Origin of the sequence: Anaeromonas frigoriresistens (genome assembly GCF_016820655.1) — a bacterium.
GTDB lineage: Bacteria > Bacillota > Clostridia > Tissierellales > SIT17 > Anaeromonas > Anaeromonas frigoriresistens.
On record NZ_WSFT01000013.1, the window covers coordinates 108,294 to 135,171 of the forward strand.

The following is a 26,878-nucleotide window of genomic DNA, read 5'->3' on the forward strand; positions in this document are numbered from 1 at the left end:
TTATTTCCTCCCGTAACATATTCTCAGATTATTAATATGTTTAATTAAATAATTGTATGCCCTAAGGTAGAATAAGAAATATATAATTACATTGAGATTAATTTTCCTACCATCACAAAAGGTGCATATAATAAATTACTTAAGTAAATGTCTATACATATAAAGAATACTGCAAAAACAGCATAATTAAATTCATGATTTTTTTTCTTAGATTCTTTAAAAAATACAAATAAAGCAATACCTGATAATAAATTTATTATAACAGGTGCAATGTATGAATACAATGGATGATGAAAAAGCTCTGGGTAGTAAAAAGTACTCCCTACTTTATAATATATAAATTTATAGGCTATTATATTTGCTATAATATATAAACCTATCATAATTGCAGTCTTTATACCATCTTTATCATTATTCTTACTTAAATATGCCACATAAGCAAACGCTAAAGGTACAATTAACATAACTAGTAATATAAATCCTCTTAAAATAGTGTATGCTAAAGCAATAAAAGGAGAGGGTATACTCTTAAGTAAAGCATCTATATAATCATCCTTAGTGATATCTTTTCTTTCCATGAAATCATCAGAAGTTCCAATCAAATTAACATTATAACCTCCTGATACAATATCTTTGAATGATAAATATATTTCATTATCTAAAGTAACTACATTAATTTCATTTGAATACTCTTGAGTAGTAGATATGAATTCTAAATCATTAATTTCACCATTCTCACCAATTATAAAATCAAATATATCATTAACCTGAGTATATTTATTATTATAATTCACTCCAGAGGCTACAATATGTAGTTGATCATCCTTTATATATGTCTCTATGTCAGATTCTAATTCACCGATTTTATACTGAGATTGTTCTAATTTACCTTTTTTGACCTCTAATGTATTTGAGTCTACGCTACTGTATTCTATATTATAAGATTGGAATCCCTTGCTACTTAAATTTAATACATATGTAATTATAACCTTTTCATTTAAATAGTCAACATTTAAATCTCTAATAGTATATCCGGAATATGTATCTACTTCTGAAATTTCTATTGCTTCTCTATTTTTTTCATTAACAGGCATCATTATTAACCTTACAGACCCAAGGTCATCTTCTATCAGAGTTACTATATACTTATTATCTCCATGCTCTTGATATACAGCCTCTTTCATATTTAGAACGTTATCTTCTTCATATATATTTTTAACCTCATCATTATGTAATTCATATACTCTAACTTTTTCTGTGTTTACAGTTGTTATGAGAATATTATCTTTATTAGATTCCACCCTCATATTCTCAACATTATTAATTATTTTTTTAGATTTGCTAAATTTATTATTTTCAAATTTTGCTACATAAAGATCATTTTCATATATATATATAAGATTATTTTCTATAAATTGTATATTAGGAACTTTAATATTCTCATAATTAATTAATTTGCTAGATCCATCCCTTTTCAATTTTCCTTTAGTATCTAATATTTTAAAGTTTATAGTATTGCTGTTTTCAATATTAATATTAATTATTTCATCACCTATTGTTGATATCAATGATTTATCCTTTTGACTAATTTTTTCTAACTTTAGTGCATCTCCCCATTTTTCTGTGTATTCTATTTCTTGGATGAACATATGATTAGCATAATGTACTGATGATATTAATATTGTCAACAAAATTACTGTAATAATTGTATATTTAAAATATTTTTTCATCTTTATGCCTCCCCCCTTAACCTTATTTCATACATTATATCATTTTTCGTAATTGTTTTAATATTTAAATAAACTACATTTTTGAAACAAATAAATAAGAGGGATATCCCTCTTATTTATTTGTTTCAATTTTATCTAATATAGCTTGTAATCTCCTTGCTTGCATTCCAGATTCTTCTGCAAACATCTTAAAAGTCTCTCCTATCTCTGTATCACGAATATTTTTAGAAAATGATTCATAATCTCTTACCATTTCTTGGGCATCTAATAACTTCTTTTTAATAATATCTTTTTCATTCATTTTCATAATATCACCTCCAACTAAATATATTTTCTTCTATTTCTCTACTTATTATGTAAAAAGAGATTATTTTATATAATTTATAATTAATAGTATTTTTAAATCTATAAAGTTGTTTTAAATTGTAATTTATGATGAAATATCTAAGGAAGGAATTTTTCTTTTCAATTTAATATTTTTTATTCTTCACCAAAAGGGTATAATGTTTAGAGAAGCGAAATTAATTGTTAAGATTTGGAGGTATTCTATGGAGCATTTTAAAACATTAAGAGAATTTTTTATAGAACATAAGAAGAGATACATATTAGGGATTATATGGCTAATTATTGTAGATATTTTACAATTAATTTTTCCCCAAATACTTAGGAGAATCACTGATTTATTAGAATCTAATAATTTATCCTTAAACGGTTTACTTAAATACTCACTATTAATTGTATTAACTGGACTAGGAATAGCTTTAGGTAGATATTTTTGGAGAATATATATTCAAACCACAGCTAGAAAACTAGAGTATTATCTTCGAAATAGACTCTTTTCTCATTTACAATCATTATCTACTAATTATTTTAATACTCATAAAACTGGGGACCTTATGGCTCATGCCACTAATGATATAAATGCTGTGAGAATGGCTTTAGGCATTGGGGTTGTAATGGTGACAGATTCAATTTTCATCACAATATCAGCTCTTATAATGATGGTTAAAACAACCAATCTAACTCTATCTATTATTGCTCTTTTTCCCCTTCCCTTTTTAGCCTATGGAGTACAAAAAATGGGTAAAACAATCCATAATAGATTCAAAGATGTTCAAGAATCTTTTTCTGATTTATCAGATAGGGCCCAAGAAAATTTTGCAGGTATAAGAGTAGTTAAATCTTTTGTTCAAGAGAATGAAGAAATAAAAAAATTCACTGAAGTAAACGACAGAAATTTTAACAAAAATATGAAACTTATCAAAATTTCTGGAATGTTACGACCTTTAATCCAATTCATCTCAGCATTGAGCTTTTTAATAGTTATATGGTATGGAGGACTATTAGTAATACAGAATGAAATTTCCTTAGGTGACTTTGTAGCCTTTAATAGCTATCTCTCACTTCTAGTATGGCCCATGATGGCAATAGGGTGGGTAATCAATATCCTTCAAAGAGGAGCAGCTTCTATGTCCCGTATCAATGATATCTTATTTGAAACTCCAGAAGTCACGGACTGTAAAGACTGTATAATCGAAAAAAAAGACATAAATGGCAGTATTGAATTTAAAGATGTATCCTTTAAATATCCAAACTCAGATGAATATGCTTTGAAAAATATTAATATTCAAGTACCTAAGGGAACAACTTTAGGTATAGTTGGTAGAACAGGTAGTGGTAAAACCACTTTAGTGAATTTACTTTTAAGACTATATGATATAGATAAAGGACAAATATTAATTGATAATTTACCTTTAAAAAAATTACCTTTAAAAACCATCAGAGAAAATGTTGGATATGTAGCCCAAGATAATTTTTTATTTTCCAATACAGTAGCTGAGAATATAGCCTTTTCCTTCGAGAATAAAATCGATGAAAGTAAAATATATGAATCAGCCAAGATAGCTGAAGTTTATGATAACATAATAGAGTTTCCAGATGGTTTTAATACATCCTTAGGTGAAAGAGGAGTTACTATGTCAGGGGGCCAAAGACAAAGAACCGCATTAGCCCGAGCAATTATAAAAAAACCTAACATCCTAATCCTAGATGATAGTTTATCTGCCGTAGATACTCAAACTGAAGAGAAAATACTGAAAAATTTAAAAGATTTTATTATAGATCGAACAAATATCATCATTGCCCATAGAATTTCTACCATCAAAAATGCTGATCATATAGTGGTCTTAGATAAAGGGAAAATTGTTGAAAGTGGTACTCATAATGAATTGGTTAAAAATAACGGATTATATAACAATATATATCAAAAACAACTATTAGAAGAAAAAATTCAAAGCATATAAGGAGGAATATCATGGGGAATATACACGAGGAAGAAAAACTTGCAAAATCATATGATTCTGATCTTATGAAAAGATTATTATCCTATGCAAAGCCCTATTGGAAATATCTTTTAATTTCAGTACTTCTATTAATGTTTGTTACACTAACAGAACTTGCTAGACCCTACATAATCAAAATTGCAATTGATAATAATATCTCTTCAATAAACCAACCAATGCAAGTATATGATATAAATGAATCTCCAATAGATGGTATAGAATTTCAAGATAAAGAGTATGTTAGAGTTTCAAGGCTAGAAGATAAACAATTACCTGTAAATGAAAGTAATATTTATACTTTATTAAAGAATAATGATAATTATTATTTAGTCAAAGGCAATATTACAGAAGATGCAAATGATCTGGAGATTATAGGTGATGAAGAAGGTAATGGTGGATTAAGAATTCTATCAGGAGAAATTCCTTATAATGCTACCCTGCTTTCGGATTCTCAATATAATGAATTTAGAGAGGATGATATAAAGGATTTAAATATACTAGCTTTAATATATTTCATAATCATTGTACTTGGATTTATATTTAACTATGTTCAAGTATATCTTCTTAATTATACTAGCAAAAAAATAATATATAACATTCGTCAAGAAATATTTTCTCATATTCAAGATATGTCTTTAAGCTTTTTTGACAAAAATCCAGTGGGACGTTTGGTGACTAGAGTAGCTAATGATACTGAAAAATTAAGTGAAATGTACACTGAAGTATTGGTTAATTTTTTTAAAGACATTTTTATGTTAATTGGTATAGTAATAATTATGATGCAAATGAATATAAAACTAGCACTTATGAGTTTTACTGTAATTCCTTTCATTTTAATTGCATCAGCAATTTTTAGAAGAAAAATCAGAAATGTATATAGATTAGTTAGAATCAGACTTGCTAAAATAAATTCAACATTAAACGAGAATATTACAGGCATGAAAACAATCCATATATTTTCTAAAGAAGATAAAAAATTCAAGGAATTTGATAATATTAACAGAGACTATTTTGACGCATCAAAACAAGAAGTTAAAATCTTTGCACTATTTCGACCTTCAATAGAAATTATTAGATCCTTAGGTATAGCTTTAATAGTATATTATGGTGGTGGTAATACAATTTCTGGTGTAATAGAATTTGGTGTTTTATTTGCATTTATTAATTATCTTCAAAAGTTTTTCCAACCAATAATGGAACTTACTCAAAAATTTAATATATTACAATCTGCAATGGCATCTTCTGAGAGAATATTTCAGATTCTTGATAAAAAAGAAGATATTAAGAATACCCATTCTCCTAAGGCTTTAGAAAAGTTCAATGGAAAAATTGAATTTAAAAATGTCTGGTTTGCTTATGAAAAAGATAATTGGGTGCTAAAAAATGTAAGTTTCATAATTAACCCAGGAGAAGCAATTGCATTTGTAGGAGCTACTGGAGCTGGTAAATCTTCAATTATTAGTTTAATCAATAGATTTTATGATATTCAAAAAGGTGAAATTTTAATAGATGATATTAATATAAAACATATCGATAAATATTCCTTAAGAAGAAGAATAGGTATAGTTTTACAGGATGTCTTTTTATTTACTGGGGACATTAAAGAAAATATTAGATTAAATAAAGAAGATATAACAATGGATCAAATAAAAAAAGTATCAAAATATGTAAATGCCCATAGCTTTATATCAAATCTACCACAAGATTATGATGAACCAGTAATGGAAAGGGGATCAACTCTTTCATCAGGACAAAAACAGTTATTAGCCTTCGCAAGAGCATTAGCCTATGACCCTGATATACTAGTGCTAGATGAGGCAACTTCTAATATTGATACAGAAACTGAAGCACTTATACAAGATGCCCTATTAAAATTAATAAAAGGTAGAACTTCAATTGCTGTTGCCCATAGACTTTCTACTATACAACATTCAAATAAAATAATAGTTCTTCATAAAGGAGAAGTTAAAGAAATTGGTAATCATAATGAACTTCTTGATCAAGGTGGTATGTATTATGATTTATATAGATTACAATACAAAGATGATTTTAGTATAGATGATAATAATTTACTATAAATACAAAGGGTGAGGATCAAATCCTCACCCTTTGTATTTCTATCCTTTTATCCTTTTCACATCTCTCACATTTAAATAAATGCATACACTTATCATGGGGAGCCCCATCTACTAGCTGAGTTATATCATTCGATAAATAGGGACTGTAATCATCTAAATAATTAACCAAAGGACCTTCGTCTATCATTTTACTTCCACAAATATTACATTGATCTATTATTTCTTGTATCCCATTGCATAAGGGACAAACCATATCCATAGCACCATCACCTTTTTAAATAACTTAATATTATAATCTCAATACTAAAAGATTATTATTCATAAATTTTATATTTTAATGATTATACATTTTTTTAGCCAATATAGAATAATTATTATTAAGTATTAAATTTAAACAGAGGTGATATCTTGAATAAATTGAAATTTATATATGGTTCTATCATATTAGCTACAGTAAATTTTCTAGTTCGTATGATGGGATTTGGATATAAAATTATATTATCTAAATTAATAGGACCTAGTGGCATTGGATTATTCCAATTAGTTATGCCTGTACTTATGCTATTTATTACTATAACTACAGCAGGCATACCAATTGCAGTGACTAAATTAGTTGCTAAAGAGGAAGCTAAAAAAAACTACTCTGGTAGTTTTAGAATATTAAAAATTGCCCTTTATATTACAACAGTAATTTCATTATTTTTAAGTATAATATTATTTTTATCAGCAAAATATATAAGTCAAAATATATTAAAGAATAATGATATTTTATACTCTTTATATTTTTTAGTTCCTGCTATAGGTATTATTTCTATTTCTTCAGTTATTAGGGGTTATTTTTATGGATTAAAAAAAATGGCTATTTCGGGTATAGCCCAAGTAATAGAACAAATATCAAGAATTCTTTTTGTTTTATTATATTTATATTTTTCATATCCTGTAGACTCTAGATGGGGAGCTTTTATTGCTGTTCTGGGAATTACTCTGGGGGAAGTTTTTGGACTTTTATGGTTATTATTTAATTATGGTATATTTAAATTGAAAAGAAAAAAAATCAAGACCATTAGTAATCTTTCCTATTCTCACATAACATCAAATCTATTATTTATAGCAGTACCTATAACCATATCTAGACTTATTAATGTTATATTACAGCTAGCTAATGCAGTACTAATACCTCAAAGGCTAATGATAGCAGGTTACACTAATAGTGAAGCAGTTGAAATTTTTGGAAGAGTAGTAGGCATGACCATGCCTTTAATCTTTTTGCCCTTTATAGTGACTTCTGCATTAGTAATTAATATAATACCTAATATATCAGAACAGATTCATAATCATAAAATAAAAGAAATAGAAGAAGATACTTCCCTTTGTATTAGAATAACTCTTCTTCTAGCTATTCCAATAACCGCTATATACATAGCTTATTCAGTGCCATTAGGAAACTTTATATATAACGATCCTTTAGTAGGCAAATATATAGGTATTTTAGGATATAGTACCGTTTTTTTATCGCTACATCATACTTTATCAGGAGTTTTACACGGATTGGGTAAACAAATCCCTGCCACAATAAACTATATTACTGGTATGGCTTTTCAATTATTAGCTACATATTTCTTGATTGCTAATCCAAAATATGGAATATATGGTTTCTTTATTGGTTTTTTAACTTCATCAATAATTATATGTACATTAGACTTTATAGTAGTAAGACATCACATAAAATTCAAACTCAAAATATCGGATTATATTATAAAACCTTTACTGTCTGCTACAATCATGATTCAAGTTATAAAACTAGGTGATTATTTTGTAAATAATTATAATAATGTAGCCTTTCATGTTCTTCTTTATTTACTTGCTTTATGTCTATATTGGATATTATTACTGTTAACGAAAGCTCTACCTATTACATCTCTATTAAAACTCTTTCCTAAATACAATAAAAAAATACATAACTAAACCCTTAAGCTAAGCTTAAGGGTTTACCCATGATGCCGTTATGCTCATTAATTCATACCCGCTACACTCGCAGGTGGGTGTCCTGCTAATAAGTTCTGATGTCCTCTGTGTGAGGCTTACCATACATTACTAGACTCCGAACTCCCATATTAATTATGTCGGTTGAATTAAAGAGATTTAACGAACACCTCAGGAATATTTCTTAATCTAATTATACTATAAAAAATGAAATATTAAAACTACCAATTTATCCTTTATCCTTTACTATCACCGATTATCTCGACTTATGTAAACCATGTTTGCTCATTCTTAGTTTTTTATGCCTTGACAAGCTATTAATATAGAGACTAGTTTAAACTAGCCTCTATTAGATTGTTTAATTCTACTTCATTAATGCTTTCATTTTCTATTAAGTGTAGTGCTATTATATTTAATAGTTCAATGTTCTTTTTTAACAATTCTTTTGTATTATCATATAATTCAGATACAATGGCCTTAGCTCTATTTAACACCTCAGAATTAATCCCTCTATTATCAGGCATTATCATCTCATAGTTTAATAATCCTATATCATCATCCATTCCAAATCTAGTAATCATTGAAATTACCATATCAGTAACTCTTTGAAGATCATTGGAAGCGCCAGTGGTAATCTTATCCTTTCCAAATATAATTTCTTCAGCTACTCTTCCTGCTAAAGCAATCTTTATATTATTAATCATATCTGCTTTAGTTTGATACATTTTATCAGGTGGAATATTCATACTAAATCCTCCTGCTCCTTTAGTAGTAGGAATAATAGTTATTTTTGTAACTCTATTTTCTGGAGCTATTAATCTAGTCACTAATCCATGACCTGATTCATGATAAGCTGTTATTTTTTTCTCTTTAATAGAGATAGCACTTCTATCTTTTTTCTCTTCTCCAGCTATAACTTGGTAAAAAGCCTTATCAATATGATCTAGTGTGATAGTAATATTATTATTTTTTGCTGCTATCATAGCAGATTCATTCAATAAATTTTCTAATTTTGCTCCACTAAAATATACTGTTTCATAGGCTAGTCTCCCTAAATCTACATTCTTATCTATAGGTTTATTTTTACTATGATACTCTAATATTTTTTTTCTAGCATTTACATCAGGAAGACCAATTTCAATTTGTCTATCAAACCTTCCAGGTCTTAATAAAGCATCATCTAATGTATCTATTCTATTAGTTGCAGCTACTACTATAATACCTTCATTTTTAGCAAATCCAGACATCTCCGTTAATAGAGCATTCAATGTTCTATCACTCTCATCACTGCTTGTACCAATTCCTCTTCTTTTTTTACCCAATGCATCAATTTCATCAATAAAAATAACACATTTTCCTTCTTTTCTTGCATTCTTGAAAAGATTTCTTACTCTACTAGCCCCTAAACCAGCATATACTTGAACAAAATCTGATCCAGATATTGCTTTAAAAGCTACATTTGCTTCTCCAGCTAAAGCTTTAGCTAATAAAGTTTTTCCTGTTCCTGGAGGCCCATAAAGCAGTACACCCCTCGGAATTCTAGCGCCATATCTTTCGAATTTTTCAGGATTTTTCAAGAAACCTACAAGTTCTTTTAAGCTTTCTTTTGCTTCTTCATTCCCTGCAACATCATGAAATTTCAGATTAGTTTTATGATTATCATTCTCTATATTGGCCATTTTAAGCATTTCTTTTTGAGCTTGCTTAGAGTTCTTATTAAGAAAATACATTAAAGATCCAACAAGAATCAAAACAAAAATACCACTAACAATATCCTTTAAAGTAACTTTACTATCTCCTTCTATCACTTCAATATCTTTTAATAGTAAAGACTCCTTTAGGTTTTCTATTCGAGGATTATCGGTAATAAAGTTCTCACCATTCTTAAGCTTACCAGTAATATCCGGACTTGTACTAATAGTAACTTCTGCAACTTTATTATTTTCCACAAATTTAGTAAATTCTGTGTAAGAGATTTCTGTAAAATCTTCCTTAGATAAATATATATAGCTTAATCCTGTCACTATAATGATAAATATTAACGAAAGTATAATTGGCTTTTTAGATAAGAATTTCATTTTATCTACCCTCTCTAGTTTACATAATATAAATAATTTTAACATATATCTACAAATCAGTCTATCCTATAATGAAAATTACCATATATAAGTAAAATAATGAGGGCGATACTCGCCCTCATTATTCAATATCAGATTTTAATATTTCCATTAGTTTATCTAATTTTTTGTTTTGATCTGAATTCAACATTGGTCTTAATCTCTCTAATTTTTTTAACTTTTTTATAAATTCTTCTTTGTTTTCTCCTTCAGATAATTTTCTATTTAGATTTATTATTTCTAAGTATAATTCATCTTCAGATTTATCGGAGTACTTATCGGCTAAATTTTTCAACTTTTCCATGTCTTCATCTTTAGGGTTAACTGTTGATTTAAATTTATCAACTATTTTTGATAAATCTTTCTTTCTTCTATCCTTATCCTCACTATTACTATTAATGGATACATCATTATTTTTTTGATCCAAACTAACTCCTCCTTTATAATATCTATTTAATAGATATGTTCTCTTAGCTTGTCATATTACAAAGAAGGAGTACTATCATTTATTAGCTACAACTATTGTATGAAAAGAATCTTCATTTCTATCCTCTCCACTAAAACTCCCATAAAAATCTATGTTATTATATCCTACTGTTTCCAACATATCTTCTAATTTTTCTTTAGTTATTGGTAGTAAGTCTATAGAATTAGTAATTTGTATATCCTCCTTTTGAATAGTTGTATTAAATTTAATTTTATTATTTTCCAACTTATATTTTCTTATAAAGGATAATTTTTCTTCTGGGACATTTATTGTAGGTAAAGATGTAATATTTTTATTAAGAATTCTATCATAATTAACTATTTGGATTAATAATCTACCATTTTTATTTAATATGTTATAGGAATCCTTAAATAACTTTAATATCTCCTTTTCGTTTTCTAAATGAACTATAGAATTACCTATAGAAAATATGAAATCTACTTTATTTTCGATTAATTTATCTATTTCTAGCATATTACCTACAATAAACTCAGGTTTATTATCTAATAAGTAGGATTTTTTTCTTGCTTTATTTATCATCTCTTCATCTAAATCAATGCCTATAACTTTAAATCCTTCTTTTGATAATTCAATTGAATAATTGCCTGTTCCACATCCTAAATCTACTACACTACTTCCCTTTATTTTATCTTTGATAAACTCTAATGTTGTTTTTTTCATAGGAAATATCTTATCATAATTTTCACTTAAAACATCATAAAAACCCATATCATCACCTCCTATATTTATTATAACTCTTTTGTAATATATTAATGTGATTTGAATCAAAAGTTTCTTGTAACACTTTTACCCTATAATACATAAAATACTATACAGAGTTTTTAGTTAAGGAGGTTAAAACGTGAATGAAATTTCCGTATCTAGCCAAAATGAAATTGATAAATCTCCCTTTAATAATCCCCTATTATTAATTCTATTAATCCCAATAGTTAAAAATATTTTATCTAAAAATAAAAATGTTTTTAACTTAAGTATACATGGATTGAATGGCATTAGTTTAACAAGAATCTTAGATAAAGTGGACATACTCATAAAAGTTGCACCCTATCTTCCGGCAGATTTAATTAGTATCATTAATAAATATCTTCCTATGTATGATAGACTAAGTAAAGCTTTTATAGTAATGGAATTTTTCTCAAGATCAAGTACAGTATCTCCTATTGTAGTAGCAAATGAGTTAAATCCAAAAGAAAAAACTGATCGAGTATCCTACATATTAAAAGAAGAATTATCTAAAAATGAATACCAAAAAATCAGCCCTTTTATTGGGGTCGCAACAAATCTAGATATGTATAAAGGTATATTGCAAACTCTAACTAATATAAATAACCCCGAAAACAATTCTAATGGCTTAGAAAATATAATAAGCCTTATGGGTCCATTATTAGGTCAAAATCAAGAAAGTATGGGTAAGATAAATGATATGATGAAAATGATGGATTTAATCAATTTATTCGGAGAAGATGAGGATGAGAAGAAAGAAGTCAATGAAAATAATGAGGAATAATTACATAAACAAAGACTCGGGGTATATACCTTCCTCGAGTCTTTGTTTATATAATATCTATAGTTTTGTTAATATTTTCATAAGTATTGGTCTTTTAATGTCTACAGCTTTAACTGGACATAATTCTTGACAACAAAAACATCTTATACATCCTTCTAAATTTACTATAGGTTTTCTATTAACCATATCTATAACTTTAGGTGGACAGCTATTTTTACAATCTTCACACCCTATACATATATTATGGTTAAAAACAGGTTTTGGTTTTAATGCTTTATCTGCAAATTTCCTTAAGAATTCAGGCCAATTATCATCGATAAAATGTACACTTCTAGTTTTAGGGACTGAAAAGTCCTTTAATTTAAATTTTTCTATAGGTTCTCCTACTAAACTAATATCATCCAATAATCCTGACATTATATTTCTTTCTATACTTCTTTGTATAGTTGGGACTTCCTTAGGTTTCAGATTAATTATAGAAGTAGCAACTAAATCAAGGTGATAAGGGCTATCCGATGCTAAAATCACATCTAGATTTCTCGGTGTTCCAGCAGATGGACCGGCTCCCTCCATACCTACTATACCATCCATAAAAGATAGCACTGGATTTGCATATTCACATATATCAATTAAAGCATCTGCAAAATCGTTAATATTTGGCATTTTAAAATGATATTCTGCTTTTAAAACTCCAGGAACAATGCCAAACATATTTTTAACAGCTCCAGTAAAAGTACACATACCATGGGTTTTAAGTTTAGATACTGATATAACTTTATCTACCTTATTAACCATATCTGCAACTACTAAGTTTTTTAACACTTCACCATTAGTGTTATATACTTTTTCTTCTGCTATATTATAATTTAAAATTACATTTTGGTGATCTAACTCATTAACAATATCTTCTATACCGCATATCTTATATATACCTTTAAGACTTTTTACACTAAAAGGTCCTGCTGGACTATCCCCAATTATTACCTTCGCCCCGTATTCCAATAGTATTGAAGCTAAAGCTTTTGTGAAAATTGGGTGGGTAGTAGTTGCATCCTCAGGTTTTTTCTTCATTAATAAATTTATTTTTAATAAAACTGTTTCTCCTTTAGAAATAAACTTATCTAGTCCTCCTAAATTATCTATACTTTGTTCTAGCTTGCTTTTTACCAATAAATAATCATAATTATTACACCTAATTAGTGATACTGTACTCATAGACTTCTCCCCTATGTATTAATTTTAATAAATAAATACCTTATTGTTTTTATAATATCACACCTATACATCAAGTTACATACTATATAGTGAATAAAGAATTATATAAGGAGGTTGTGTTATGTCAGGTGGAATATTAGGTGGTATAGGTGGATGTAATAGTGAATTATTATTTTTCTTCCTATTATTAGTTGTATTATTCAGTAACTGTTATGGTGGATATAACTGCTAGTATCCATTTTAAGTTACTAATATTAGACTGATAAAATATAAAGGAGGTCTATTATGGGTGCTCATTATGACAGCAATAGCGAACTTTTATTCTTCTTCTTGCTACTTGTTGTATTATTCTGTAATTGTTATTGATATATTTAAAACGAGGGGATTTCCCCTCGTTTTATACTATTTTAAGTTGTTTATTAATTCCTTCATATCCTTAGGTAATTCTGCTACTAATTTTATTTCTTCATGTTTTCTAGGGGTTTTGAATTTTAAATAATAAGAATGTAGCGCTTGTCTATCTATTAATTCACTATCCCCTCCATATAGAATATCTCCAATAATAGGATGGTTTATATGAGATAAATGTACTCTTATTTGATGGGTTCTACCAGTAATAATTTTTAGTTCTACAATAGTAGAATTTTTTAATTTTTCTATAACTTTATACTCTGTAATAGATTCTTTCCCTGTATCAATAACTATATTTTTAACTCCATCCTTTTCTTTTCCTATAGGTAAGTCTATTATACCGTGATCTTTTCTTAAAATTCCTTTAACCACAGCTATATACTTTTTTTCTATCCCTTCAGTAAATTGTTTAGCCATCTGTTGATGTCCATAAGAATTTTTAGCTACAACTAAGATTCCTGATGTGTCCCTATCTAGTCGATTAACAAGCCTAACTTTTTTATTAATCGATTTTGATTGAAAATAATATTGAATACCATTAGTTAATGTATTATTAGGGTGATTTTTAGTAGGATGAACTAGTATCCTAGGCTTTTTATTTATTACTAATATATCTAGATCTTCATATATAACATCCAAATCCATTTTCTGAGGCTCATATACAGCCTTTTCATCTTCTAATACAATAGTAACTACATCTCCTGAGGTGACATAATATATATCACCTAATAAACTATCATTTATGTAAATATTATTTTGTTTAATTAATTTTTTAAATAACCTAGAGGATATTTCTACTTTTTCTTTTAAAAAGTCCTTTAATTTAATTTTCTCTTCTTCTACTAATAAATTTATAATACTCTCACTTTCTTTGGGTATACTCATAATATCATTCCTTCTTTAGTTTTGTGTATAATATTATTATATAATATAATATGTTTATTAGTATAAATTTTAATAGTACTATTCTAGGGGGTTAATAAATGGAGAAATTTACATATAAAAATAAAAAGATAAATCTTATATATAATAATGATAAGGAATCCTATAAAACTGCTTCATTATTAAAAGAAAAATTACATAATAGAGGATATAATGTTCCAGATAAATATGATTATGATGCTATATTAAACATTTGTGTTGGTGGAGATGGAGCATTCTTACGGACTGTGCATAATTATGGATTTCCCGAGATACCTTTTGTTGGAGTAAATACGGGACACCTTGGATTCTTTCAAGAAATCTCACCAGAAAATCTAGATGAATTTATAGACAAATTAGATAATCAAGATTTCACTATTGAATCATTATACTTAGTAGAAGCTTTAGTATGTACTAGAACAAGCTGCATAGATCTTATTGGGGTTAATGAAATAGTTGTAAAAGGTATTGAATCTAGAACTATACATTTAAATATTGCAATAAACAACACCTATTTGGAAAGATTTAGTGGTGATGGTGTCATTATATCAACTCCTATGGGCAGCACTGCATATAACTTTTCAGCTGGAGGTAGTATTGTGTATCCTACTCTAGGAGTACTACAATTAACACCTTTAGCGCCTATAAATTCAAAAGTATATCGTTCATTAACTACTAGTGCTATTGTACCTAGAAATATGACTATAAAGTTATCTCCTGAATATAGAGATGAGAATTCTATTTTGATTGTAGTTGATGGTGAACAACATAGTTATGAAAATATTGTTGAAATTAATCTAAAAATTTCTAATATGAAGCTAAAACTTATGAATTTAGGAGAACATAATTTTTGGAGCAATGTAAGAGATAAGTTCTTGTAAATTAAAACTCCCCATATGGGGAGTTTTTTATAATAAATCTTCCATTTTATCTACTAATTCACCAAAGATTTTTAATGCATTATTAACAGGTTCTTCAGTAGTCATATCTACTCCAGCAGATTTTAATACTTCTATTGGATAATTTGAACTACCACTTTTAAGGAAGGTAAGATACTTATCTACTGATTCATCTCCCTCATTTAATATCTTTTGAGATAAGGCTATAGCAGCAGAAAATCCTGTGGCATACTGATATACATAGAAATTATAGTAAAAATGAGGTATTCTTGCCCATTCCATTGCTATATTATCGTCAATAACAATGTCATCACCATAATACTTTTTATTTAAGTCTCTATATATACTACTAAAAGATTCAGCTGTTAATGATTCCCCATTCTCTGCTCTTTCATGTATTAATTTTTCAAATTCTGCAAACATAGTCTGTCTATATATAGTTCCTCTAAACTGCTCTAAGTAATGATTTAATAAAAATAATTTTTTCTTATCATCTTTAGTACTTTCTAACATGTAATTCATGAGTAATGCTTCATTTACTGTGGATGCTACTTCTGCAACAAATATACTATACCCAGAATAAATATAAGGTTGATTATTTTTTGAAAGATAACTATGCATTGAATGACCCATTTCATGAGCTATAGTAAACATATTATCTAATGTGTTTTGATAGTTTAATAGAATATAAGGTTTTGAATCATAGGTTCCCCAGGAGTAGGCTCCACTTCTCTTTCCTTTATTTTCATAAACATCAACCCATCCAGAGTTAAATCCATCCTTTACTACATTTACATACTCTTCTTTTAGTGGACCTAATCCTTTTACAACAATATCTCTGGCTTCATTATATTCAATGTCCATCTTTATATCTTCTACGATTGGAGTGTATAAATCATAAAAATGTAATTCCTCTAAATTTAGTGCTTTCTTTCTAAGCTTTATATATTTATGCATTTTATCTAAATTATTATGGACAGCTTTTATTAAATTATCATATACAGAAGTTGGTATATTATCTTCATCTAATGCAGCTTGTAAAGAAGAATTGTACTTTCTAACCTTAGAATAAAATATATTCTTTTTTACATTAGTACTTAAAGTAGTAGAAAAGGTATTTTTATAATCTCTGTAAGTGCTATAAAGTCCTTCATAGGCATCTTTTCTAACTCTTCTATTTTCATTTTCCATTAAAGGTATAAATCTTCCATGTGTAATCTCTATATCTTCTCCATTCTCATCTTTAATGGTCGGGAATTCTAAATCTGCATTATTCAGCATAGAGAAAATATTTTCTGGTCCACTGGCTACATCTCCTATTTGAGCAATGATTGATTCTTCTTTATCACTTAAGATATGATCTTTCTGTCTAAATATTTGATTTAAATAATGCTCATATAGTTTTAACTCTTCATTTTCCTTTATATAATTATCAATTTTTTCTTTATCTATAGATAAAATTTCTGGAACTATAAAGGAAAGTGCCTCTTGAACATTTACCATTAAAGTTGATGCTTTATCTGTAAGTTCTTGATACTTAGAATTATTTGTATCCTCATCTTGTTTCATTTTAGCAAAGGTATATACATTTGCTATTGTTCTAGATATTTCATCCTTCAATTTAAGTAAGCTTAATAAATTTTTTCCACTCTCTACTACCTTACCTTTGTATTCTTTAATTTTTTCTTTTAGATCTTTTACCTTATCAAAATCTTTTTTCCATATTTCTTCATTATTATACATTGATTCAATATCCCATTTGAATTCTTTAGAGATGTCTTCTCGTTTTTTTACTTTGTTTTCACTCATTTGTACACCTTCCTTAGAGAATATTCTAAATATTTAATATAATTATATATTATTTTACTAATAGATTCCATTTATTATTATTTTTTTTGATTTTCCTTATAAAAGCCAATATCTCTTAGGAACATAAGCATACATCCTGCAGTAGTTCTTTGAGCTAAAGGTAAAGAACATTTAGTAAGTCTATAATATCGCTCCCTAGAATCATCAATTTTTTTATATTTTTTATAAGCTCTTAAAGCAGTTTTTCCATTGAATATTATGTAACTATCTAATTTTTTAAATTGAATAGGTTTTTTATGGGTTCTAAATTCTTTCACGATATCATAAGTAGTTTTAACAAAGTTCTCATACTGTCTATGGTTATCTAGCAGTCTAATATTAACATGCTGAGGTATAGTCATATCTTGTATTATATGGACTGCTGCACCTAAAAAGAATATACTTCTACTCTTATGTCCTTTTTCCCAGTGAAATAGTGCTTTATCATAGTATTTCCGGGTTAAACTCCTAGCATTTAAATGTCCATACATACCTCTGCGTTTAGTGGGACTATAAAAATGTCCAGTACTTTTAAAGTCTTGATCTGCCCATACAACTCCTCTATTCATCTCTTCTAAATAGTGATTATATAATTCAAATTCTTTTATATAATCATGATTTGCTAGGAGTTTCAAGGATTGATAATTAATAAATCTATGAACTTTACATTCCGTTCTTATTATTTTTTTCTTGAAAGGATTTAGTCCCCATAGTATTGATTTAAAAGCCATACCATAATATCTTTCAAATTTATTCATAATATCATCCTTTTTTTCTTTATAATTATATAATACCCAAAAAAAATAAAAAAAAAGAAAAGAGAGATAATTTCTCTCTTTTCAATATATATTAAGATAATTTATGAACAAATAATCCACTTCTTAGCTTAGGCTCAAACCATGTAGATTTAGGAGGCATTACTTCTCCTGCATCTGCAACTCCCATTAAATCTTCTATTGTAGTTGGATACATTGAGAATGCAATCTTCATATCTTTGTTTACCCTTCTCTCTAATTCTCCAAGTCCTCTTATTCCACCGATAAAATCTATCCTCTCATTAGTTCTTGGATTATCAATGCCTAAAATTGGATTTAATAAGTTATTTTGAAGAATAGCAGCATCTAAGCTATTTACAGGATCATTCTTATCAAATGTTCCTTCTTTAGCTTCTAATACATACCATTTATCTTCTAAATACATACCAAATTTATGTTTACTGTCTGGTCTATATTGTCCTTCTCCCTTATATTCTTCTATAAGGAATTTTTCTTCAATCTTATTGATAAATTCATCTGCTGAATTACCATTTAGATCTTCCACTACTCTATTATAATCCATAATAAATAAATCTTCATCTGGGAATATTACTGACATAAAGAAGTTAAACTCTTCTTCACCAGTATAGTTTGGATTTTCTTCTCTTCTTTTTAAACCAACTTTTACTGAAGATGCTGATCTGTGATGTCCATCTGCAATGTATAAATAGTCTGTGTTATTAAAAAGACCAGAAATTTCATTAACCTTTTCTTCTTCATTAATATCCCAAACTATATGAGTTATTCCATCTTCAGATGTAAAATTATATAATGGTTTATGGAATTTAATCCAATCATTTATTATATTATTAACCTTATCATTTTTTCTGTAAGTCAAGAATATAGGTGCAGTATTTGCATCACAATGATCAAAGTTATTTATTCTATCTTGCTCTTTAGCAGGTCTAGTGAATTCATGTTTCTTTATAGTGTTATTTAAATATTCATCTATAGCTGTACAACCTACAAGGCCCGTTTGAACTCTACCATCCATTATTTGTCTATAAATATAAAATTTAGATTGTTCATCTTGAACTAATATGCCTTCAGAAATCATATTATCAAGATTTTCTCTAGCCTTTTGGTATACTTTTTCATCGTATTGACTCACTGAGTCATCAATATCTATTTCAGATCTAACAACATGAAGAAAAGAATATTCATTTCCTTCTGCCATTTCTTTAGCTTCTTCTCTATTCATTACATCGTAAGGTAATGATGCTACTTTATCTACTAATTCAATTTTTGGTCTTACCCCATTAAATGGTTTAAATATAGCCATAAGATCCCTCCTTAGTTAAAATTCTTCTTGATAATTTCTAGTATTTCTTCTCCGATTCTTTTTTGAGCTTCCTTTGTAGATGCACCTATGTGTGGTGTTAATGATACTTTTTCATGAGTATATAATTCTTCATTTTTAGTAGGTTCTTCTTCAAAAACATCTACTGCACATGCTGCAACTTTGTTAGAGTCTAAAGCTTTTAATAAAGCTTTCTCATCTACTACTCCACCTCTTGCACAGTTTACTAAATATACTCCATCCTTCATCATTTCGAATTCTTTATCGGATATAACAGCTCCAACTTCTTTAATAAATGGTATATGAAGAGATATAAAATCAGATTCTCTTAATAAGTTATCCATTTCTACATATTTAAACTCATCATAACCTTCTTTAGCACCGGATCTAGTGTTATAAATAACATTCATTCCTAATGCATTAGCTTTTTTAGCTGTTTCTTTTGCTATACGCCCGAATCCAATAAGACCAAGAGTTTTACCTGCTAATTCAATTCCTTTGTATTGCTTTTTATTCCACTTTCCTTCTCTCATTGTTACATTGGAGATATGAATGTGTCTTGCTATTGAAAACATATGACCTATTGCTAGCTCAGCTACTGAGGCACTACTAGCATTTGGAGTATTATTTACTGTTATTCCATTTTCCATTGCATAATTAACATCAATATTATCTAGGCCAACTCCAGCTCTTATGATTAATTTTAACTTATTAGTTTCTAGTGCAGCATCAATTAGCTCTTTTCTTATTTTTGTAGCTGAACGAATTATTATAGCATCAAATTCTTTAATTTGCTCTTTTAACTTATCTAATTCATAATGCTCATCTACTACTTCATGACCTAAGTCAATTAATTGCTTTTTTGAATCTTTATCCATTCCATCGCTAACTAGAATTCTTGCCATACTATACACCTCCTATAGTCCTAATATATCTTCAATATTACTTAGTAACTCTTTAATTTCTGGTAATGTTGTTTCTCCCATATGAGCTATTCTAAATGTCTTATCTTTTAATTTTCCGTATCCATTAGATATTGTATATCCTCTCATGGCTAATCTCTCGTTTAATTCCTTAACACTAATATCTTTTGTGTTTTTGATGTTTGTTAACGTATTAGATGCATACTTTTCCTCTGGTAATACCTCAAAATGTTTATTAGCCCATTCTCTTACATAGTTTGCCATCTCTTCATGTCTCTTAAATCTATTATCTAATCCTTCAGCAAGAATTTTATCTAACTGATAATCTAGTGCAAACATATGTGATAATGATGGAGTAGATGGATACTGATGATCCTTCTTTTGAATATAATCATATAATTTAACTAAATCTAAATAGTAACCTCTATTCTCAACTTTCTTAGCTGCTTCATATGCTTTTTGTGAAATAGTACATATTGCTAACCCAGGAGGTAATGCTAAAGCTTTTTGAGTTGAAGTGATACATACATCTATACCCCATTTATCAACTTCTATTTTTGCACCGGCTGCTGAACTTACAGTATCTACACAGAAAATAACTTCAGGATACTTTTTAACTACTTCTCCTATTTCTCCTACAGGATTCATGATTCCAGTAGATGTTTCATTATGAGTAACAGTTACCACATCATACTTACCAGTTTTTAATACTTCTTCAACTTGCTCTGGTAATGTTGGTGTTCCCCATTCAACTTCAAATAAATCTGCTGGTACATTATTAGCTATTGCCATATCATACCATCTCTTACCAAAAGCACCTACAGCAAAAACTGCAGCTCTCTTGTTTGTACATGATCTTACAGCTGCTTCCATTAATCCACTACCAGAACTTGTAGATAATAGTACTTGATTCTCAGTATAGAAAAGTTTCATCATCTTTTCACTGATATCTCTTTGTAATTTTGATGCATCCTTTGTTCTATGACCAATCATAGCTGTTGCCATTTTTTGTAATACATCTTCCTTAACATCAACTGGTCCTGGTATAAATAATTTCTTATGCATAATTAACCCTCCTTAAAATTTAAAAGATATTTAAACCTTTTAACTTATTATGTAATTAAATAGCTTATTTTATTGCATTAATTAGCTTTATGAAAAGGTTTTCTAAAGATAGAATATCATATTTTGAAATTTATGTACAAGTTCAAATTAATAATTTACAATTCCTTAATAATATACCCTAAAACCTTAAATTATTTGATATTTTCAGATGTTTCTGAATGTTTTTCCCACAAAAAAAGAAAGGTGATTTCTCACCTTTCTATCTCATCTACCTTAGAACCTTTACAAATTTAATAGAATATAAGTCTCCTACTATATAGTCATCTGTTTCTTGCTCTAATAATACTACATAATCTATTCCTACTTCCATTAATGTACCTGCTTTATCTATAAATGTATTAGTTCCTATTAGAAAATCTATTCTTACAAACTCTCCTATTAATGTATTGAGATAACCTTGTAGATATTCTGTGTCTCTCATAACTGGTGGTGCCTCTGGAGCTCCTCTGTCAGGCATTGGCATATCTGGTCTTTCTTGATTTGGCATATTAGGATTATTTGGCATAGGATAACCGTAATATGGCATATTATTTTGCATATTTCTTGTTGGCATAGGTAAATTATAATTATTTGGATACATTTTATACCTCCTTAATTTTTACTTACTTTAAACGATAACTTACAATTCTACTTATTCATCTTAAGTTTCTCTATATAGTTCAGTAGGATCATAGAAACAATGTTTTCTTATTCTCACAAGAAATTCTCCACTTCTATTTCTTGGAAAATAATAAGGACAGTCGGGTATGAATGGATTCATATACCATAAGGAATTCACAACATTCCATTGTTTACTACCTGCTAAAGCCCAATCAGCAATATCGTAATGTATTTGTTCTGGAGGAGTAGCCCAAATTGTCTGAGGGTTTCTTCTTCCACCTATTACATTTCTTACACAGTCAAATTGACCTTCTTGATATATTACATTCCTTAAATTCCCTTGATTTACTCGTTGATATTCCCCATAGGGTATATGCACTCTATTCATAACGACAGTAGCTACTGCCTTCATCCCATTTTCTCCTTCTCCCCCTGCCTCACATTTTATAATCCTAGCTAGTAATTCTCTTGCTGACATTGGCATGGAAATCCCTCCTATCTAACTACTATTAGTATATTTATTAAAGGAAAACTTTGACACACTAATTCTTATCAATATAAAAAAAAGACTCTAAAAAGAGTCTTTATTCCCACTTTGGCCTATTAAATTCACTATTCTTTAGTCTATTTCCCTCATCCTCAGATACTATATATGCTTCAACTCCATTATCAGCATAGCTTTTTACCATTTTTATAGCTTCATTCCTAGCCATAGGCTCTGATAATTCTTTATCTGTTCTCACTATATACTTTTCCATAGATTTACCTCCTAATATTTTGATTTATATATATTATTTCCATAACTATTTAATATATTAAAAATATAATCTTAAATCTGTTTATGTAAAATACTGAAGGGTAATATTTTATTGAAAAGCTTTTCTAAATATTATTAAATTCAAATATTATAGGAGGGATTATATTGCCTTGGACCAATAATGATTATCCAAGTTCAATGAAAAACTTAGACAAAAAAGTCAGAAGCAAAGCAATAGAAGTTGCCAATGAATTAGTCGAGGAAGGATATGAAGAAGATGGAGCTATTCCCATAGCGATTGATAGAGCTAAGGAATGGTCAAATGATAATAAATCAAGTAATAGTACAAGCAGTAATGATACCAACAATAATTCTAATTCATCTTCTTCTAAGAAGGAGGATCAACATCTACTCCCTGATGGTGACAATTGGATTATAAAAAAAGAGAACAGTGAACAAGCAAGCTACACTTTTGATACAAAAAAAGAAGCCTTAAATAAAGCAAAAAACATAGCAAGTAATCAATTAGTTAATCTTGTAATACATAGAGAAGATGGAACAATAGAAGATATAATTACTCCCTAAGAAAAAAGTAGGTTTAAACCTACTTTTTTGTATGTATTGCTTTTTTAATCCTATATAAAGCTTCTTCTAATGTTCTTCTAGGACACCCAATATTAAGTCTTCTATGAAATTCTCCACCTTCACCAAACATTGTTCCTTTATTAAGAGCAACTTTTGCTTTTTTGATTAATAATTCATCAATTTCTTCTTCACTTAATTCTAAGTCTTTAAAATCTAACCATAGTAGGTATGTTCCTTCAGGTTTTATTAGTTTTATTTCTGGAAGATTAGTTTTTATATAGTTTATAGTATATTCAATATTAGATTCTAAATAGCTTTTTAATTGGTCTAACCAATTTGCTCCATAGGTATAGCAACTTTCTAATGCTATAGTACCAAAAATATTTGATAATCCTAAATGCATTGTATTTAATCGCTCATTAAATTTAGAACGTAATTCTCGATTAGGTATAATAGAATAGGCTGTTGACAATCCTGCTACATTAAATGTCTTACTAGGAGCCATAAAAGTTATTGTTCTTTCTTTAGCCTCTTGTGATAATGAAGCTATTGGAATATGCCTATATCCTTTATACACTATATCTGAATGAATCTCATCAGATATTATCAATATATCATTTTCAATACATATATCAACTAATCTAGAAAGTTCCTTTTGAGACCATACCCTTCCCACTGGGTTATGAGGACTACATAAAATGATCATCTTAGTATCTTCATCTATTTTTTCTTCTAACTCTTTAAAGTTCATTTTATATTTATTATCTTCTACAATTAATGGATTGTTAACTAATTTCCTTCCATTGTTCTTTATTGCTTCAAAAAAAGGAAAATAAACAGGAGTCTGAACTATTATTTTATCATTAGGTTCAGTTAATGCTAGTATCGCTAGATTAATAGCCGGTACAACTCCAGGAGTTACACTTATCCATTCCTTTGTTATTTGCCAGTTATGTTTCTTATTCATCCAATTTATTATTGATTCATAAAAATTATTAGGTTTACCACTATAACCATATACTCCATGTTCAACTCTACTATTCAGAGCCTCTATTACCTCCGGTGGTGCTTTAAAATCCATATCTGCTACCCATAAGGGCAAAACATCTTTTTCTCCAAAAAAGCTCTTTGTATAATCCCATTTAAGAGATGCTGTGTTTTTTCTATCTATTATCCTATCAAAATCATAACTCACAATTATACCTCCTTAATATTATAACTTTCTAAAAAAACAAAAGTATTTCTACCTTATATTAATTATTCACCTTATATTTCATTTATACACTTAATAATAGTTCTAATCAACATCAAGTTTAAAATATAATATAATATTAATTCCTATTGGGGGTATTCTTATGATTCAAACTGCAAATCCATCCACTGAAGAACGTCATTTGCTACTATTAGAAGCTCTAAAAGAAGAAGGAAGAGAAGGAGATTTTCATAATATAATTAAATATCTTAGCCCTCCTACAGCTATAACAAACATTGCCAAACCCGGAACTTTTAAAGATATAAAGATAGGTATAATAGGAGGTGGATTAGCAGGTCTCTCAGCCTGTGTAGAGTTAAAAAAGTTAGGATACAATATTACCGTCTTTGAAGCCTCTGATAGAATAGGAGGAAGAGTTTACACCCACTATTTTGATAGAAATCGTCATCTTTATGGTGAGTTAGGGGCAATGAGATTACCCGTGGCTCATGAAGCTACATGGTACTATATAAATAAATTTAATTTAAAAACAAGGCCTTTTGTCCAGTCAAATGAAAATGCATTTATTTATACTAAGGGAGTTCGTATTAGAAATAAAGAAGAAAATATTATGAAGTACCTATATCCTTTATTTAATTTACCCTATGCAGAGAAATTATTACCTTATTCACATTTTCAATATAGTGCCTATACTAAAAAGCTCCTTAGCATCCCCCCTGAAAAAAGAGTTGAATTATTATTGTCTCTTTGCAGATACTCAGATATAATTGTAAGACTAGATAGCCTCAGTAATAGAGATTCCTATCAAGTAGAGAATATCTCCGAATCTGCAATTAATCTAGTCCAATCTATTAATCCTCTTGAAAGGGGACTTTTCTATAATAGTTTACTTGAAGGAGTTACTGAAGATTATACAGCTACCTTTTCTTTTTTATATGAAATAGTAGGAGGTAACTATAGATTACCTGAAAGTTTATTTAAGGCATCAATAGATAATGATTCCTTATATTATTCTGAAATACCTTCTAACCTTTTAGGTAAAGTAACTTGGAATTTCAATTCCTATGTAACGGGTTTATATTGTGAGGGCAATAAAAGAATAGTTAGTTATTTTAATAAAAGAAAAGAACTATGTCATGAAAAATTTGACTTTATTCTCTGTGCTATTCCATTCTCTTCATTAAGAAATGTAGATATTTGTCCTGAGTTTTCAAATAGAAAAATGCAAGCAATTAGACAAGTAAATTATGCTCCATTAGAGAAAACTGCAATCCATTTTAAAAAAAGATTTTGGGAATTTGATATCCCTGAAGGAAATATAGTAGGTGGTGGAACATCCACTGATTTACCTATTGGTTCTATATGGTACCCCTCTGATCATGCTGAGTGTATAAATACTGCAATATCCCCTAACTATAATTACCTTTTTAAGTCCCCTATGGATAAGTGGAAAATCAAAAAGGAATGTAGTCCTTACGAGGAAGGTGTATTAATTGCAAGTTATAATGCAGGCTTAGACAGTATTCGCCTAGGTAACCTTCATAAACCTTTAAGAGACTACAAAGTCCTCCGTCAAGTAGAATTAGCCCATGGATTACCTAATGGATACTTAGATGATTTAGTTTTAGATATTAAAACTATCAATTGGAACCGGAAGAGCTTCTACTTAGGGGGAGTATGCTATAATAACCCAGATCAAAAAGTAATCTACTCTTATAATATGACTCTTCCTGAATTAAATAAGACTATCTTTTTTGCAGGTGAACATATATCTCCTGTTCATGGATGGATACAAGGAGCTTTATCAACCGGAATGAATTCGGCAAATAATATTGCTTATGAATCATACAAGTTTAAAAATGAGTAGTATTGATAAAAATAATCTCTACAGGATAGTTTTTGTGTAGAGATTATTTTTATTTTCAGGGTAAGTATAGGGTAGCTATATAGAAAATGGATTACAAGTATTATATAATAAGCCTATACATAGATATTAGGAGG

At 28.4% G+C, this 26,878-nt stretch carries 24 protein-coding genes and 1 other RNA gene; 7 read left to right on the top strand and 18 right to left on the bottom strand.

From position 1 onward, the window contains the following. Window positions 1-86: 86 nt before the first annotated feature. A complete protein-coding gene (locus GOQ27_RS02020; protein ID WP_203365143.1) occupies window positions 87-1,730 on the bottom strand; it encodes a hypothetical protein in 1,644 nt (547 codons plus the stop codon). Window positions 1,731-1,842: 112 nt separating this feature from the next. Then, window positions 1,843-2,037, bottom strand: a complete 195-nt coding sequence (locus GOQ27_RS02025) for a hypothetical protein (protein ID WP_203365144.1) — start codon at window positions 2,035-2,037, stop codon at window positions 1,843-1,845. 241 nt (window positions 2,038-2,278) lie between these two features. Between GOQ27_RS02025 and GOQ27_RS02030 the strand changes: the two genes are divergently transcribed. After that, on the top strand, window positions 2,279-4,033 hold the full coding sequence (locus GOQ27_RS02030; RefSeq protein ID WP_203365145.1) for an ABC transporter ATP-binding protein: 1,755 nt from the start codon (window positions 2,279-2,281) through the stop codon (window positions 4,031-4,033). An 11-nt stretch (window positions 4,034-4,044) separates the two neighbouring features. Then, entirely contained in the window at window positions 4,045-6,150 is a 2,106-nt protein-coding gene (locus GOQ27_RS02035) for an ABC transporter ATP-binding protein (protein ID WP_203365146.1), read from the top strand. A gap of 16 nt (window positions 6,151-6,166) precedes the next feature. On the opposite strand, the gene GOQ27_RS02040 is transcribed toward GOQ27_RS02035, so the two are convergent. Then, on the bottom strand, window positions 6,167-6,409 hold the full coding sequence (locus GOQ27_RS02040) for a hypothetical protein (RefSeq protein ID WP_203365147.1): 243 nt from the start codon (window positions 6,407-6,409) through the stop codon (window positions 6,167-6,169). 149 nt (window positions 6,410-6,558) lie between these two features. On the opposite strand from GOQ27_RS02040, the gene GOQ27_RS02045 reads away from it, so the two are divergent. Then, entirely contained in the window at window positions 6,559-8,115 is a 1,557-nt protein-coding gene (locus GOQ27_RS02045; RefSeq protein WP_203365148.1) for a putative polysaccharide biosynthesis protein, read from the top strand. Window positions 8,116-8,135: 20 nt separating this feature from the next. Here the strand turns inward: GOQ27_RS02045 and ssrS are convergent. The 4 genes from ssrS to GOQ27_RS02065 form a co-directional block, all read right to left on the bottom strand. Further along, window positions 8,136-8,314, bottom strand: a non-coding RNA gene (gene ssrS / locus GOQ27_RS02050) — 6S RNA. 148 nt (window positions 8,315-8,462) lie between these two features. Continuing rightward, complete coding sequence (locus GOQ27_RS02055; RefSeq protein WP_203365149.1) at window positions 8,463-10,211, bottom strand: ATP-dependent metallopeptidase FtsH/Yme1/Tma family protein; 1,749 nt, start codon at window positions 10,209-10,211, stop codon at window positions 8,463-8,465. 121 nt (window positions 10,212-10,332) lie between these two features. Continuing rightward, complete coding sequence (locus tag GOQ27_RS02060; protein ID WP_203365150.1) at window positions 10,333-10,677, bottom strand: hypothetical protein; 345 nt, start codon at window positions 10,675-10,677, stop codon at window positions 10,333-10,335. Window positions 10,678-10,752: 75 nt separating this feature from the next. Beyond that, window positions 10,753-11,466: a class I SAM-dependent methyltransferase gene (locus GOQ27_RS02065; protein WP_203365151.1), complete on the bottom strand. Its 714-nt coding sequence runs from the start codon at window positions 11,464-11,466 to the stop codon at window positions 10,753-10,755. A gap of 133 nt (window positions 11,467-11,599) precedes the next feature. Between GOQ27_RS02065 and GOQ27_RS02070 the strand changes: the two genes are divergently transcribed. Then, a complete protein-coding gene (locus GOQ27_RS02070) occupies window positions 11,600-12,265 on the top strand; it encodes a hypothetical protein (RefSeq protein WP_203365152.1) in 666 nt (221 codons plus the stop codon). A 57-nt stretch (window positions 12,266-12,322) separates the two neighbouring features. On the opposite strand, the gene GOQ27_RS02075 is transcribed toward GOQ27_RS02070, so the two are convergent. Both GOQ27_RS02075 and GOQ27_RS02080 read right to left on the bottom strand, forming a co-directional pair. Beyond that, on the bottom strand, window positions 12,323-13,480 hold the full coding sequence (locus GOQ27_RS02075; RefSeq protein ID WP_203365153.1) for a DUF362 domain-containing protein: 1,158 nt from the start codon (window positions 13,478-13,480) through the stop codon (window positions 12,323-12,325). A gap of 402 nt (window positions 13,481-13,882) precedes the next feature. Beyond that, the gene (locus GOQ27_RS02080) at window positions 13,883-14,776 is read right to left on the bottom strand and encodes an RluA family pseudouridine synthase (RefSeq protein WP_207751247.1); all 894 of its coding nucleotides are present in this window, start codon (window positions 14,774-14,776) and stop codon (window positions 13,883-13,885) included. A gap of 98 nt (window positions 14,777-14,874) precedes the next feature. On the opposite strand from GOQ27_RS02080, the gene GOQ27_RS02085 reads away from it, so the two are divergent. Continuing rightward, window positions 14,875-15,693, top strand: coding sequence for an NAD(+)/NADH kinase (locus GOQ27_RS02085; protein WP_203365154.1), 819 nt, complete (start codon window positions 14,875-14,877; stop codon window positions 15,691-15,693). A gap of 27 nt (window positions 15,694-15,720) precedes the next feature. Here GOQ27_RS02085 and pepF read toward each other — a convergent pair whose 3' ends face one another. The 8 genes from pepF to GOQ27_RS02125 form a co-directional block, all read right to left on the bottom strand. Continuing rightward, a complete protein-coding gene (pepF, locus tag GOQ27_RS02090; protein ID WP_203365155.1) occupies window positions 15,721-17,520 on the bottom strand; it encodes an oligoendopeptidase F in 1,800 nt (599 codons plus the stop codon). A gap of 77 nt (window positions 17,521-17,597) precedes the next feature. Further along, window positions 17,598-18,317, bottom strand: a complete 720-nt coding sequence (locus GOQ27_RS02095; protein ID WP_203365156.1) for a zinc dependent phospholipase C family protein — start codon at window positions 18,315-18,317, stop codon at window positions 17,598-17,600. A 91-nt stretch (window positions 18,318-18,408) separates the two neighbouring features. Then, window positions 18,409-19,656 carry a DUF1015 domain-containing protein gene (locus tag GOQ27_RS02100; protein WP_203365157.1) on the bottom strand — a complete coding sequence of 416 codons (1,248 nt, stop codon included), beginning with the start codon at window positions 19,654-19,656 and terminating at the stop codon, window positions 18,409-18,411. 11 nt (window positions 19,657-19,667) lie between these two features. Next, window positions 19,668-20,579, bottom strand: coding sequence for a D-2-hydroxyacid dehydrogenase (locus GOQ27_RS02105; protein ID WP_203365158.1), 912 nt, complete (start codon window positions 20,577-20,579; stop codon window positions 19,668-19,670). A 12-nt stretch (window positions 20,580-20,591) separates the two neighbouring features. After that, window positions 20,592-21,662: a pyridoxal-phosphate-dependent aminotransferase family protein gene (locus GOQ27_RS02110; RefSeq protein ID WP_203365159.1), complete on the bottom strand. Its 1,071-nt coding sequence runs from the start codon at window positions 21,660-21,662 to the stop codon at window positions 20,592-20,594. 268 nt (window positions 21,663-21,930) lie between these two features. Further along, window positions 21,931-22,302, bottom strand: coding sequence for a hypothetical protein (locus GOQ27_RS02115; RefSeq protein ID WP_203365160.1), 372 nt, complete (start codon window positions 22,300-22,302; stop codon window positions 21,931-21,933). Between the two features lie 60 nt (window positions 22,303-22,362). Beyond that, on the bottom strand, window positions 22,363-22,806 hold the full coding sequence (locus tag GOQ27_RS02120) for a cell wall hydrolase (protein WP_203365161.1): 444 nt from the start codon (window positions 22,804-22,806) through the stop codon (window positions 22,363-22,365). Between the two features lie 100 nt (window positions 22,807-22,906). Beyond that, window positions 22,907-23,080 (bottom strand): hypothetical protein, encoded by a 174-nt coding sequence (locus GOQ27_RS02125; RefSeq protein ID WP_203365162.1) that lies wholly within the window; start codon window positions 23,078-23,080, stop codon window positions 22,907-22,909. A 164-nt stretch (window positions 23,081-23,244) separates the two neighbouring features. On the opposite strand from GOQ27_RS02125, the gene GOQ27_RS02130 reads away from it, so the two are divergent. Next, window positions 23,245-23,664, top strand: a complete 420-nt coding sequence (locus tag GOQ27_RS02130) for a DUF2188 domain-containing protein (RefSeq protein WP_203365163.1) — start codon at window positions 23,245-23,247, stop codon at window positions 23,662-23,664. Between the two features lie 19 nt (window positions 23,665-23,683). Here GOQ27_RS02130 and GOQ27_RS02135 read toward each other — a convergent pair whose 3' ends face one another. Next, entirely contained in the window at window positions 23,684-24,859 is a 1,176-nt protein-coding gene (locus tag GOQ27_RS02135) for a MalY/PatB family protein (protein ID WP_203365164.1), read from the bottom strand. A gap of 160 nt (window positions 24,860-25,019) precedes the next feature. Between GOQ27_RS02135 and GOQ27_RS02140 the strand changes: the two genes are divergently transcribed. Beyond that, entirely contained in the window at window positions 25,020-26,744 is a 1,725-nt protein-coding gene (locus GOQ27_RS02140; protein ID WP_203365165.1) for a flavin monoamine oxidase family protein, read from the top strand. Window positions 26,745-26,878 lie beyond the last annotated feature (134 nt).